This window comes from Caballeronia sp. LZ034LL (assembly GCF_031451215.1).
GTDB lineage: Bacteria > Pseudomonadota > Gammaproteobacteria > Burkholderiales > Burkholderiaceae > Caballeronia.
Genome location: NZ_JARUXR010000001.1, coordinates 1,020,061 through 1,033,457 on the forward strand (window position 1 = coordinate 1,020,061; position 13,397 = coordinate 1,033,457).

12 protein-coding genes are annotated in these 13,397 nt (G+C 63.6%); 9 read left to right on the plus strand and 3 right to left on the minus strand.

Features of this window, described 5'->3' with window-relative positions:
* Window positions 1–66 precede the first annotated feature (66 nt).
* Genes QCE83_RS04695 through QCE83_RS04705 form a run of 3 tightly spaced genes read left to right on the plus strand, consistent with a single transcriptional unit; the run spans window position 67 to window position 2,460 of the window.
* Complete coding sequence (locus QCE83_RS04695; RefSeq protein ID WP_309807903.1) at window positions 67–927, plus strand: EI24 domain-containing protein; 861 nt, start codon at window positions 67–69, stop codon at window positions 925–927.
* 19 nt (window positions 928–946) lie between these two features.
* Window positions 947–1,765, plus strand: coding sequence for a molybdopterin-binding protein (locus tag QCE83_RS04700; protein ID WP_309807904.1), 819 nt, complete (start codon window positions 947–949; stop codon window positions 1,763–1,765).
* Window positions 1,762–2,460 (plus strand): copper homeostasis protein CutC, encoded by a 699-nt coding sequence (locus QCE83_RS04705; RefSeq protein WP_309807905.1) that lies wholly within the window; start codon window positions 1,762–1,764, stop codon window positions 2,458–2,460. Before QCE83_RS04700 ends, QCE83_RS04705 begins: the two co-directional genes overlap by 4 nt.
* A gap of 50 nt (window positions 2,461–2,510) precedes the next feature.
* Here QCE83_RS04705 and QCE83_RS04710 read toward each other — a convergent pair whose 3' ends face one another.
* On the minus strand, window positions 2,511–2,975 hold the full coding sequence (locus tag QCE83_RS04710; RefSeq protein ID WP_309807906.1) for a rhodanese-like domain-containing protein: 465 nt from the start codon (window positions 2,973–2,975) through the stop codon (window positions 2,511–2,513).
* A gap of 361 nt (window positions 2,976–3,336) precedes the next feature.
* On the opposite strand from QCE83_RS04710, the gene glnA reads away from it, so the two are divergent.
* The 3 genes from glnA to ntrC all read left to right on the plus strand — a co-directional run bounded on the left by glnA (window position 3,337) and on the right by ntrC (window position 7,688).
* Window positions 3,337–4,752: a type I glutamate--ammonia ligase gene (gene glnA, locus QCE83_RS04715; RefSeq protein WP_309807907.1), complete on the plus strand. Its 1,416-nt coding sequence runs from the start codon at window positions 3,337–3,339 to the stop codon at window positions 4,750–4,752.
* Between the two features lie 161 nt (window positions 4,753–4,913).
* Window positions 4,914–6,056: a nitrogen regulation protein NR(II) gene (gene glnL, locus QCE83_RS04720; RefSeq protein WP_309807908.1), complete on the plus strand. Its 1,143-nt coding sequence runs from the start codon at window positions 4,914–4,916 to the stop codon at window positions 6,054–6,056.
* 138 nt (window positions 6,057–6,194) lie between these two features.
* Window positions 6,195–7,688, plus strand: a complete 1,494-nt coding sequence (ntrC, locus tag QCE83_RS04725) for a nitrogen regulation protein NR(I) (RefSeq protein WP_309807909.1) — start codon at window positions 6,195–6,197, stop codon at window positions 7,686–7,688.
* Window positions 7,689–7,710: 22 nt separating this feature from the next.
* On the opposite strand, the gene xth is transcribed toward ntrC, so the two are convergent.
* Entirely contained in the window at window positions 7,711–8,493 is a 783-nt protein-coding gene (xth, locus tag QCE83_RS04730) for an exodeoxyribonuclease III (protein WP_309807910.1), read from the minus strand.
* Between the two features lie 89 nt (window positions 8,494–8,582).
* Window positions 8,583–10,148 (minus strand): integrase, encoded by a 1,566-nt coding sequence (locus QCE83_RS04735; RefSeq protein ID WP_309807911.1) that lies wholly within the window; start codon window positions 10,146–10,148, stop codon window positions 8,583–8,585.
* A gap of 497 nt (window positions 10,149–10,645) precedes the next feature.
* Here QCE83_RS04735 and QCE83_RS04740 point away from each other — a divergent pair, with 497 nt between their 5' ends.
* The 3 genes from QCE83_RS04740 to kdpA all read left to right on the plus strand — a co-directional run bounded on the left by QCE83_RS04740 (window position 10,646) and on the right by kdpA (window position 13,344).
* Window positions 10,646–11,197, plus strand: a complete 552-nt coding sequence (locus tag QCE83_RS04740; protein WP_309807912.1) for a glycosyl hydrolase 108 family protein — start codon at window positions 10,646–10,648, stop codon at window positions 11,195–11,197.
* A 246-nt stretch (window positions 11,198–11,443) separates the two neighbouring features.
* A complete protein-coding gene (locus QCE83_RS04745) occupies window positions 11,444–11,539 on the plus strand; it encodes a potassium-transporting ATPase subunit F (RefSeq protein WP_309807913.1) in 96 nt (31 codons plus the stop codon).
* Complete coding sequence (gene kdpA, locus QCE83_RS04750) at window positions 11,536–13,344, plus strand: potassium-transporting ATPase subunit KdpA (RefSeq protein ID WP_309807914.1); 1,809 nt, start codon at window positions 11,536–11,538, stop codon at window positions 13,342–13,344. Before QCE83_RS04745 ends, kdpA begins: the two co-directional genes overlap by 4 nt.
* Window positions 13,345–13,397 lie beyond the last annotated feature (53 nt).

The following is a 13,397-nucleotide window of genomic DNA, read 5'->3' on the forward strand; positions in this document are numbered from 1 at the left end:
CCATACCAGCGCCCGCACGCGGCGTTGGTTTATCCTGTTGTTTCTACTTTTCCCTGACGATCACGCATGAATGACTTGCTGCGTTCGTTCGTGCGCGCGGTGGCGAACGTCTTCCATCCGCGCATGCTGTGGCTCACGCTGATGCCTTTCGGCGTCGCGACGGTGGTATGGGGCGGCCTGCTGTGGTTCTTCTGGCAGACGCTCACCGGCGCCGCCAACGGCTGGCTCGAGGGCTGGGCGCTCACCTCCGCGATGTACCGGCTGTTCGACGCAGTCGGCTTCTCGTCGCTGCATGCGGTCATCGCGCCGTTCCTGGTCGTCATCATGACGATTCCGCTGATCGTCGTGACGGTGTTGCTGCTGATCGCGACGCTCTCCATGCCGGGCGTCGTCAAGCTGCTCACGCGCCGGCCGCGCGGACATTATTCGTCGCTGGAAGAGCGGCGCGGCGGTTCGTGGTACGGCAGTCTCGGACATTCGGTGGTGACCACCGTGGTCTGTCTCGTGTTGCTCGCCGTCACGCTGCCGCTGTGGCTGATCCCGCCGTTCTTCGCGCTGATTCCGCCGCTGCTGTGGGGCTGGCTGACGTATCGCGTGATGACTTACGACGCGCTTGCGCTGCATGCGAGCGTCGAGGAACGCCGGGCGATCGTGCGGGACGGGCGCTGGCCGCTGCTGGCGATCGGCATCGTGAGCGGCCTGTTCAGTTCCGTCCCGACGATGCTCTGGGCCTGGTCCGTCTGGCTGCTGCCGCTGTTCCCGGTGGTCGCGGCGGTGACGATCTGGGCGTATGCATTCATCCTGGTGTTCTCGGCGCTGTGGTTCGCGCACTACTGCCTGCACGCGCTGGAGCGCCTGCGCGCCGGGGAGCCGCAGTATCCGGCGATCACGGTCGAGTCCCGTGAAGTCTCCGTAAAGGAACAATGAAACGATAAAGGGGGTTCCCATGGGCATTGGCGTCATCATCATCGGCGATGAAATCCTGTCGGGCCGACGCACCGACAAGCATCTGCCGAAAATCATCGAATTGCTGGGCGCGCGCGGGCTGTCGCTGGACTGGGCCGAGTATGTCGGCGACGATCCGGCGCGCATCACGGCGACGCTCAAGCGCACCTTCGCGTCCGGCGACATCGTGTTCTCGACGGGCGGCATCGGCGCGACGCCCGACGATCACACCCGCCAGTGCGCGGCCGAAGCACTCGGGCGTCCGCTCGAACTGCAGCCGGAGGCGGCGGAGCTGATCCGCGCGCGCATCCGCGACACGGCCGAACAGGCCGGCAAGCCGGTCGAACTCGACTCGCCCGAGAACCTGCATCGCCTGAACATGGGCACGTTTCCGCAGGGCGCGGCCATCATCCCGAACAGCTACAACAAGATCCCGGGCTTTTCGGTCGGCGATCATCACTTCGTGCCGGGCTTTCCGGTGATGGCCTGGCCGATGATCGAGTGGGTGCTCGACAACCGTTATGCCCACCTGCATCACGCGGTGCCGCACGTCGAGCGTTCGCTGCTCGTGTTCGGCCTGCCGGAGTCGCGCATCACGCCGCTGATGGTGGCGATCGAACGCGACTTTGAAGGCGTGCGCGCGTTCAGCCTGCCGAGCGTCGGCGATTCGGCGCGTGGCGCGCTGTACGCGCGGTCGCACATCGATCTGGGCGTGAAGGGCGATCCGCAGCAGGCGAATGCGGCGTTCGACGTCCTGCGCGAGGGCGTGCGGGCGCTGGGCGGCGAGATCGTGGAAGTGCCGCCGGAGCAGGCGAAGTGACGGTGCTGGAAGTCATTGCGACGACGGTGGCCGACGCACGCGCCGCCGAGCGCGGCGGCGCGGACCGGATCGAACTGGTCACGGCGATGGGCGAGGGCGGCCTGACGCCGGGCATCGGGCTGGTGGAGGCGGTCGTGGAGGCGGTGGCGATTCCGGTGAACGTGATGGTGCGGCCGCACAGCCGCTCGTTCGTCTACGATGCCGACGATTACAGCGTGATGCAACGCGAGGCGCGCGCGATCGCGAAGACGGGTGCGCATGCGCTCGTGGTCGGGATGCTGCGGGCGGACGGCTGTATCGATACGGAAGGGTTGAAGTGTGTGGTGGAGGCGGCGGGAGCATTGCCGCTTACGTTCCACCGCGCGTTCGATGAAACACACGATCTGTTTGTGGCCTTCGAAACGCTCTCGGCCTTCGAGACGGTCACGAACGTACTGACGTCGGGCGGCAAGGCATCGGTGCTCGATGCCGGTGAGACGATCACGCGACTGGTCGGCATGGCGGCCGGATCGCACTGTACGGTGCTGGCGGGCGCGGGCCTCGGTGTGGAGACCGTCGCGCCCTTCGTGGCATCGACGGGCGTGCGCGCCGTGCATCTGGGTTCGGGCGTGCGCGTCGGCGGACAGGCCTTGGCGCCGGTCGATGAAGCCAGGGTCAGGCGCGTGCGGGCGTTACTGGACGGGCTGGCTTCCTGAGTGCGGTGCGAAGCGGTTCGATCCGCGTCATTCCATAAATAGATGACAGCTCAAGCTCCAATCCAAGGCAATCCCCGGAAGCACCACCCGCCCATCGTCTTCCGGTGCCCGTTCGCGTCCTTGTCGCCCTCGAAGCCTTCCAGCAGGTCATAGGCCTTCGCAAACCCCTGTTTCTGCGCGGCGACGGCCGCAAGCTTGGAGCGCGCCGCGCTGCGGCACAGGAAAATCACTGTCGTATCCGGGGTGGCGACCTGTCGCAATTGTTCGATAAACTCAGCGTTCGGTACCGAGCCGGGGTAGCGGATCCATTCGATATGCGCGTACTGCGCGCCATCGATCGCCGGGCGGCCCACCCAGTCGAGCTCGGCACGGGTGCGGACGTCGACGAGCCGCACGGCCGGATCGAGTTGCAGCAGTTCGAACGCCTCGGCGGGCGAGAAGGCGCCCGCGTAGGTCAGTTGGTTGTCGGCGGCGCGGCGTCCCGCCTGATCAAAGAGTTGTTCCAGCGTGCTCATGGCGTGTTTGTCTCCGGTCAAACGCAAACAATGATTCTAGCGAACGTAACGGCGCTGCCGGCGTCGTTACGGTAAATGGTCCAGATTGGTGCATTCCTGCATCAATGCACCACGAACTATCATATTTCAGACCGGTCATGCGGTTGCGCACCATAAGTGTGCGTAAAGGCTGTAGGACGGCTGCGAGGTCATCATGAACCCCTCGGTCGTCTCACAAAAAATGCGCGCCGCTTCAGGCGCTTAGCGCAAAGTTGGTGCGCTTGGCACGGAAGCTGCTTTTTTATCCTCGATTGAATTGATGTACAGGATTGGTCGGGGCGGCGGAGCGATTCGCCGACTTTTGTTAATCAGGAGATAGGTAATGAGTAAATCCGTGGCCGACGTCATGCAACTCGTCAAGGACGAGGACGTCAAGTTCGTCGACTTCCGTTTCACCGACACGCGCGGCAAGGAACAGCACGTCTCCGTGCCGGTCTCGGCCTTCGACGAAGACAAGTTTGAAAGCGGCCACGCTTTCGACGGTTCGTCCATCGCCGGCTGGAAGGGCATCGAGGCATCGGACATGCTGCTCGTGCCGGACGCGAACACCGCCTTCATCGACCCGTTCTTCGAAGAAGCGACGCTCGTGCTGAGCTGCGACGTCGTCGAGCCCGCCGACGGCAAGGGCTACGAACGCGACCCGCGTTCGCTCGCGAAGCGCGCGGAAGCCTATCTCAAGAGCTCGGGCCTGGGCGACACCGCCTACTTCGGTCCGGAGCCGGAATTCTTCATCTTCGACAGCGTCCAGTGGAACACCGACCAGTCGGGCACCTTCGTCAAGATCGGCTCGGAAGAAGCACCGTGGTCGTCGGCCAAGGAATTCGAAGGCGGCAACACGGGCCACCGTCCGGGCACCAAGGGCGGCTACTTCCCGGTCGCGCCGGTCGACACGTTCCAGGACATCCGCTCGGAAATGTGCCTGCTGCTCGAGCAGATCGGCATTCCGGTCGAAGTGCACCACCACGAAGTGGCGGGCCAGGGCCAGAACGAAATCGGCACCAAGTTCTCGACGCTGGTTCAGCGCGCAGACTGGCTGCAGCAGATGAAGTACATCATCCACAACGTCGCGCACACGTACGGCAAGACGGCGACGTTCATGCCGAAGCCGATCGTCGGCGACAACGGTTCGGGCATGCACGTTCACCAGTCCATCTGGAAGGACGGTCAGAACCTGTTCGCGGGTAACGGCTACGCCGGTCTGTCGGAATTCGCGCTGTTCTACATCGGCGGCATCATCAAGCACGCCCGCGCGCTGAACGCGATCACGAACCCGGGTACGAACTCGTACAAGCGTCTCGTGCCGCACTTCGAAGCGCCGGTCAAGCTGGCTTACTCGGCTCGCAACCGTTCGGCATCGATCCGTATTCCGCACGTGAGCAACCCGAAGGGCCGCCGTATCGAAACGCGCTTCCCGGATCCGCTCGCGAATCCGTACCTGTGCTTCTCGGCACTGATGATGGCCGGTCTCGACGGCGTGCAGAACAAGATTCATCCGGGCGAAGCCGCGGACAAGAATCTGTACGACCTGCCGCCGGAAGAAGACAAGAAGATCCCGACCGTGTGCGCGGGCCTCGACCAGGCACTCGACGCGCTCGACGCGGATCGCGAGTTCCTGACGCGCGGCGGCGTGTTCACGGATTCGATGCTCGACGCCTACATCGAACTGAAGACGAACGAGCTGCAACGTTATCGTCAGGCGGTGCATCCGATCGAGTTCGAGATGTACTACTCGCTGTAAGCATGACGGCAGCGCGCTTCTCTGCTGATAGTCCGGCGAAGCGCGCGGCACATGCGATGCGATGACACGAAGGGACGGCGCGCCGTCCCTTTTTTCATCGCCGCGGTTTTCCGAAATCCAACCACAAGATCGGTTTCACGAACGGCCTCAATCATTGCCCGATGGTGCTCAAGAATCTGATCAAGGCGCGCCGTGGCCACGCCGACGCGCTCTCCGACGATGCCCAGCTCGCCAGCAGCGGTTTGCTGGCCGGTTTCGAGGCGCTCCCGACGACCGTGCTCGTGCTGGACATGCGGCATGTGCGCATCGCGTACGCGAATCCTTCGGCGGAAGCGATGCTGGAGATGTCGCGCAAGCAGCTGACGCAGATGAACTGGACCGAACTGTTCGCGAACGCCGATGAGCTCGCGGGCACGATCGCGTCGATCGGCGAGAACCGGTTCAATGCAACGCGTCTCGACGCCGTGCTCGACCGTCCGAACCGCGAGCCGGTGCATGTGCATGCGATCGTCGGCTATCTCGAAGCGGCCAGCGACTACGTGCTGCTCGAACTCTTCGAGAATGAGCGCCACCTGCGCACGGACCGCGAAGAGCGCATCCACGACCTGACCGCGGTCAACAAGCAGCTGATCCGCAACCTGGCGCACGAGATCAAGAATCCGCTCGGCGGCATCCGGGGCGCGGCGCAGTTGCTCGAGTTCGAACTGAGTACGCTCGAACGCGACGAACTGCGTGAATACACGCAGGTCATCATCAAGGAATCGGACCGGCTGCAGACGCTGGTCGATCGCCTGCTGGAGCCGCACCGGCATCCGCATATCGTCGGCGACGTGAACATTCATGAAGTATGCGAACGCGTGCGGGCAGTGATCCTCGCCGAGTTCCCGCGCGGGCTCACGATCGAACGCGACTACGACGTCAGCGTGCCCGACCTGCGCGGCGACAAGGAACAACTGATCCAGGCGCTGCTCAACATCGTGCGCAATGCGGCAGAAGCATTGCGCGAACGCATTTCTCAAGGCGATGCAAAAATCGAATTGCGTACGCGCATCGCACGCAAGGTGACGATCGGCAAGAAGCTGCACAAACTGGCACTGGACTTGCATATCACTGACAACGGTCCCGGAATCCCCAGTGAGATTCGCGACCGGATCTTCTTTCCGCTCGTATCGGGCAGGGAAGACGGCAGCGGCCTGGGCCTCACGCTCGCGCAATCGTTCGTGCAGCAGCACGATGGATTGATCGAAGTGGAGAGCAAACCGGGCTGCACCGAGTTCATCATCCTGTTGCCATTCGGGAGCTGAAGCCGGCTTGACCATCGACATCACGTGCCATCACGTCACAGGCCGTCATCCACCCAGGCCACGTCCGCATCACGCTTTGAAGCCGCACCGTTTCGACGGGCTCACACCGAACCATACGAAGACTTCTCGCCGAACGATATGAAGCCGATCTGGATAGTAGACGACGACCAATCCATCCGCTGGGTGCTGGAAAAAGCGCTGGCCCGCGAGAATTTCTCGACACGCAGTTTCTCCGGCGTGCGCGATGCGCTCGCCGCACTCGAGCACGAAAGCCCGCAGGTGCTCGTGTCCGACATCCGCATGCCGGGCGGCTCGGGGCTCGAATTGTTGCAGACAGTGCGCGACCGTCTGCCGGGCTTGCCGGTCATCATCATGACGGCGTTCTCGGATCTCGACAGCGCCGTGGCTGCGTTCCAGGGCGGCGCCTTCGAATATCTCGCCAAGCCGTTCGACGTGGACAAGGCGGTCGAACTGATTCGCCGCGCGGTGGACGAAAGCATGCGCGGCGAAGCGGCCTATGACGAGCGCGTGACGGAGACGCCCGAGATGCTCGGCCAGGCGCCCGCGATGCAGGACATGTTCCGCGCGATCGGGCGTTTGTCTCACTCGGCGGCGACCGTGCTCATCACGGGCGAATCAGGCACCGGAAAGGAGCTTGTCGCGCGCGCCTTGCACCGACATAGCCCACGCGCGAGCGGGCCGTTCATCGCGCTGAACACGGCGGCGATTCCGAAGGATCTGCTGGAATCCGAACTGTTCGGTCATGAGCGCGGCGCGTTCACGGGCGCGCAGGCGATGCGCCAGGGCCGTTTTGAGCAGGCCGAGAACGGCACGCTGTTTCTGGACGAAATCGGCGACATGCCGTTCGACTTGCAGACGCGGTTGTTGCGCGTGCTGTCGGACGGGCAGTTCTATCGCGTGGGCGGGCACAACCCGTTGAAGGCCAACGTGCGCGTGATCGCGGCGACGCACCAGAATCTCGATGCGCGCGTGCGGCAAGGCCTGTTCCGCGAGGACTTGTATCACCGGCTGAACGTGATCCGGCTGCGCCTGCCCGCGTTGCGCGAACGCAGCGAGGACATTCCCTTGCTCGCGCGGCATTTCCTGCAGAAGAGCGCGCGCGATCTCGGCGTGGAGCCGAAGCGCGTGTCGGATGAGGCGTTGGCGTATCTCGCGTCGCTGCCGTTTCCCGGCAACGTGCGGCAGCTCGAAAACCTGTGCAACTGGCTGACGGTGATGGCGCCGGCGCAGGTGATCGAGCAGAAGGATCTGCCGCCCGATCTCACGCCGCGTCAGGACTATGCGGCCGAGGCCATCGCGGTCTCGACCGACGGCGCCGTGGCCGCGGCGCCGCTCGCGCAGAACGGCGCGGGCGCGCCGGCTATTGCGGCGCCGCTGGCGGCCGGGGTGGCGGCGAGCGTGTGGGAGAACGGCTTGCGTACTGAAGTCGCACGGCTGTTGCGCGAGAATTCCGCCGACGTGATGGACGAACTCGCGCGCCGGTTCGAGGCGGCCGTGATCCGCGAGGCGCTCGACTTCACGCGCGGCCGCAAGGTGGAAGCGGCCGAGCGCCTGGGCATCGGGCGCAACACGATCACGCGCAAGATCCAGGAGCTGCACCTGGACGCGTGATGCCGATGCCCGCGAGACGGGATCAGCCGAGCGTCGCGATCACGGGCGCGTGGTCCGACGGCTGGTCCCACTTGCGCGGCACCTTGTCGACTTCGCACGCGGTGCAGGTCGCGGCCAGTTCCTTCGACAACAGGATGTGGTCGATGCGCAGCCCCGCGTTGCGCCGGAACGCCATCATCCTGTAGTCCCACCACGTGAAGAGCTTGTCCGCCTGTTCGAACTGGCGGAAGGCATCGGTGAGGCCGAGTTCGAGCAGTTGCGTGAAGTGCGCGCGCTCTTCCGGCGACACCAGATTCTGGCCTTCCCACGCTTTCGGGTCGTGCACGTCGCGGTCGTCGGGGGCGATGTTGTAGTCGCCGAGCAGGGCGAGCTTCGGATGCCGGGCCAGGTCTTCACGCAGCCATTCGCGCAGTGCGTCGAGCCAGCGCATCTTGTAGGCGAACTTCTCGGTGCCGGGCGCCTGGCCGTTCGGGAAATAGGCCGAGATGATGCGCACGCCGTTGATGGTCGCGGCGATCACGCGCTGCTGCAAATCCTCGAAGCCGGGGATGTTGCGCACGACGCTGATCTCGTCCACTTCGAAGTTCGCCTCGGCGCGCACCAGGATGCCGACGCCGTTGTAGGTCTTCTGTCCCGCGAACCAGCTTTTGTAGCCGGCGGCTTCGAGGTCCGCGCGCGGAAACTTCTCGTCGGGCATTTTCAGTTCCTGCAGGCACAGCACGTCGACGCCCGACAGCGCGAGCCAGTCGATGACGTGTTGCTGGCGGACTTTGAGGGAGTTGACGTTCCAGGTAGCTATCTTCACGAGATGTCCAGAATGTTGATGCTTCGGCGGTGTGACATTTTACTTGGCCAGCAACATGAGGATGGATGTATAGTCAGCCCGAATCCGTATCACGTCGCTTCGAGCAAGTCGACACATCCGAGCGGCGCAGCTTTATCGATGACCGCGAGCGCCATATTCGCCTTGGCGACGAGTTCGAGTGGCCTGAGTCCCTGCTCGTAATGACCGTGGGTAATCCGGTCCATGCCCGCCCCAGCGAGCTTGGCGACCGTGCGCAGGCTCGCGTGCAGGGCAACACTGTCCAGCCGGCCGCCGTGGAGGATGAGGTTGCGTTGCCGGTACAGGCGATGAAACGATTCCGCGATCAGCTCCTTGATCGTCTGCAATTCCGGTTGCGGGTTCAGCAGCAACTTTCTCATCCGTGCGACGGCTGCTTGATCCGCGACAGAGGGCATCACGGGCATGCGGTCTTCGAGGATCATTCTGGCCAGCACGCGCGACCGTTCCCGGTTTGCCTCGATGCCGGCCAGTTCGGCACACTCGACGGGAAAAATGCGTTCTGCCCGTCGAGATAGTGACGTAAGCTCCGCGCGCGGAAAGGAGCAGGTGACGAGCGTCGCCAGATTGTCCGCTGCCGAAGCCCTGTCGTTGGGATCGGCAAGCAGGCCTTCGATCGCCCCCCAGCCTCCCGCGATCGCGGCAGGCGGCGAACTGTCTTCGAGGTGCGCAAGCAGTTCCAATGCAGCGTCAACGTCCTGGCTTCCATCGCTTGCGAAAATGCGATCGCTTCGAAACAACTCGCTCACCGCAACGCCGCGCGAATTAGCTTTCGTAAAGAACTCCACTGTGCTACCGCTCACCCAGACATTGGGCAGGAGGTCGAGTGGCTTGCCCGTGGCCAGCAGAGCTCGAGCCGAATACCGGTCGGACTCGTTGCGGGCAGCGTTGGCTGCGCCGATTTCATCTCTGGCCGTCACCGTAATGGTCATCGCTGCGGCTGCTCGCACGCCGGTCGTGTCGAAACCATGCTGTCTCAGCCATTCGGTGACCGCTGCCGCTCTCAACCATCGCGTGTTCGCGACTTCATTCAGCTTCGGCATGCTCTTGACGGCAATCAACACTTCGAACGCGCGGGGCGGGTTCGATCGGATCAGGCCCTGAAGTTCTTCGGCGAGCTCGGCAAGCGTGATGGGTTGAGGTGAGTCACGTCGGTCTGCAATCCAGTCGTGCAGAAATTGAGCGGAGAAGCCGGCATCGAGCAGATGGGCGCCGACGTGACGCGCAAAGTGCTCGGGCCGAAAGTCACCTCTTGCGACCGCGTCTGCCCACCGCGACACATAATTCGAGGACACCCGCTGGCACAGCTCGCGGATGGTGAAATGAGCAACGCCCTCCGGCCGTGGGACCTGCCGAACGTGTTCAGTGAGAAGTTGCTTTTCAGCAGGAGAGAAGGCCGGATGCGTGCCAACGCGTTTCTGCAATGACGAGGCGATACGCTTGACCGATCCCTCGCTGAGATGCCCCTGTTTCAAGACCGTGCATGCTTCGAACAGTTCGTCCATGGCGAGCACGGTGCCGATTCCCCAGAGTGACCGGTACCAGCGTTTTTGTTCGGAGAAGAACTCGTGCAAGCGTGCAAATGCGATCTGCTGAGCTGGATTGACAAGGTTGAGCATGCAAATTACGATGACGGTCCGGTCAGCAGAAGTGTTGATCTACAGTCTAGTGGGGCGCGACCCAATCGAAAGCGACAATCATAGATTGTTTAACTCGAACGGCTCAAGCCCCCAGTTGTTGAAAGCCCCGCCATTGGCGGGGCTTTTTTTCGACTGCCGACAAAATGATTCACATCCGCCGTGACAAATGCGGCTTGCACTGCATGGTTCGTCCTGCGCGTTGCAGGTTCCGAAGCCATCCCGCACGATGCTGCGCGCCGCGGCCGCATTTCACTCCACACGGGCGATTCTTGCCCAGAACGGGCGTTCAGTTCCTCCTGAAGTTGCTGATACTGGCTCCGCATCGCCGGACCCGCGGCCGTGCCGCTCGATCAGGCAAACCAAAACCGATCGAGCGCGTGAAATAGTTGGTGATCCTACTCATAAAAGCGAACGCAGCCGACCATCGCAAGGACGGCTCGCGCTCGTCTTTCACACTCACACGCATCCTTGTTCAAATGAATCCGATCGACCTCATCGAAGAAACCATTGGCCTCGAAGGCGGCTATTCGAATCATCCCGACGACGCGGGCGGCGAAACCATGTGGGGCATCACCGAAGCGACCGCTCGCGCGTACGGCTATACCGGCCCGATGGACGAGATGCCGCGCGAAGTGGCCATCGACATCTATCTGCAAAGCTATTGGGAGGAACCGCATTTCGACGAGGTCAACGCCATCGACGAGGACATTGCCGGCAAGCTGTTCGACATCGGCGTGAACATGGGGCCCGCCACCGGCGTCCGGTTCCTGCAACGCGCGCTCAACGTGCTGAACGACCAGGAGTCCGCCTACGACGATATCTCGGCTGACGGACTCATCGGCCCGATGACGCTTTCCGCGATGCAGTCCTTCATCGATCAACGCGGTAACGACGGTCGCCGTGTGCTGCTCGGCATGATCGCGGCCCAGCAGTCGGTGCGCTATGTGGAGATCGCGGAGGACGATCCGTCGCAGGAGAGCTTCGAGTACGGCTGGCAGTTGAACCGGGCGTTCAGCATTGCGGGATAGGCGAGCCACAAACATCACGCGGGGCCGCGTCGTATACACGATTTTTATACGCCGTCTCCCACTCTTGTCGCGCCCTTTACGCGGCTTTCCCTAATCTCCCCTTGTCCCGATCGCACTGATCGAACAAGGGGAGAACCACACAATGGACCTGTTTTATCTCGCCGGCATCGTCCTGTTCCTGGGACTCTGCATGGCGCTTGCGAGCGGCTGCGAGACGTTGCGCCGCCATCCGCCGGGAGGCCGCCCATGAACGGCTGGATGATCGCACTGGCTTCCGCCGCCACGCTGCTGCTCCTCGTCTACCTCGTGTACGCCCTGTTGCGCGCGGAGGAGCTCGAATGAACGCCAGCAGTCTCATGCAGACGGCGCTCTTCATCGCCGTGCTGATTGCGCTCGCGCTGCCGCTCGGGCGCTATATGTCGAACGTCTTCGAGGGCACGTCGGTCGTCGTGCGCAGGATCGGACGTCCGGTCGAGCAGATGCTCTATCGCCTCGCGGGCATCGATCCGGAAGCGGAGATGTCCTGGAAGCACTATGCGCTCGCCGTGCTGCTCTTCAACGGGCTCGGCGCGCTGGTGCTGTACGCGATCCTGCGTCTGCAAGCGGTGCTGCCGCTCAATCCGCAGGGCATGGCCGGCATGACACCCGACGCCGCCTTCAACACCGCTGTCAGCTTCGTCGCCAACACCAACTGGCAGGACTACGGCGGCGAAAGCACGCTCGGCTATCTCGCGCAGATGCTGGGCCTGACCGTGCAGAACTTCCTCTCGGCGGCGACCGGCATCGCGGTGGTCATTGCGCTGGTGCGCGGCTTCAAGCGTCATGGTGCGCAGACCATCGGCAACTTCTGGGTCGATCTGACGCGCGCGACGCTCTATGTGCTGATGCCGCTCGCCGTCGTGTTGGCGCTGGCGTTCGTGAGCCAGGGCGCGATCCAGAACTTCAGGCCGTATGCCGAGGTGCCCACGCTGCAAGTCACGACTTATCAGGCGCCACGCCTCGACGCGCAAGGCAAGCCGATGAAGGACGCGCAGGGCAAGCCGGTGATGCAGGACCAGCAAGCCAGCACGCAGACGCTGGCCATGGGCCCGGTGGCTTCGCAGGAAGCGATCAAGATGCTTGGCACCAACGGCGGCGGCTTCTTCAACGCCAACTCGGCGCATCCGTACGAGAACCCGACGCCGTTCTCCAACTTCCTCCAGATGCTGGCTATCCTGCTGATCCCCGCCGCGCTGTGCGTGACGTTCGGGCGCATGGTCGGCGACGGACGGCAGGGTCACGCGGTGCTCGCGGCGATGACCATCGCGCTCGCGGTGGCCTGCGTCGGCGAGATCTCGGCGGAGCAGGCGGGCAATCCGCTCGTGACGAAGCTGCACGTGGATGCCCAGGCTTCGGCGTTGCAGCCGGGCGGCAACATGGAGGGCAAGGAAACGCGCCTCGGCATCGCGCAATCCGGCCTCTTCACCGTGGTGACGACGGCCGCCTCGTGCGGCGCGGTGAACACCATGCACGACTCGCTGACGCCGCTCGGCGGTCTCGTGCCGATGCTGCTGATCCAGCTCGGCGAGGTCATCTTCGGCGGCGTCGGCTCGGGTCTCTACGGGATGCTGGCGTTCGCGCTGCTGGCGGTGTTCGTCGCGGGGCTGATGATCGGCCGCACGCCCGAATACATCGGCAAGAAGATCGAGGCCTTCGACATGAAGATGGTCTCCATCGTGATCCTGCTCACGCCGATGCTGGTCCTCGCGGGCGCCTCGATCGCCGTGCTGGCCTCGGCGGGCAAGGCGGGGATAGCCAACCCGGGCGCGCACGGCTTCTCCGAAATCCTCTACGCGTTCAGCTCCGCCGCCAACAACAACGGCAGCGCGTTCGCGGGACTCTCGGTCAACACGCCGTTCTACAACCAGATGCTCGCTGTCGCGATGTGGTTCGGCCGCTTCGGGACCATCGTGCCGATCCTGGCGATCGCCGGCTCGCTGGCCGCGAAGAAGCGTCTTGCCGCCAATGCCGGCACCTTGCCCACCCACGGACCGCTGTTCGTCGTGCTGCTGCTCGGCACGCTGCTGCTGGTCGGCGCGCTCACCTACGTGCCCGCGCTCGCGCTGGGACCGGTGGTCGAGCATCTCGCCATGATCGCTGGACAATGATTTCGAGGACTGCATGAATCACGAAAAACAAGCGTCTGCGCATCTCCCGGGCA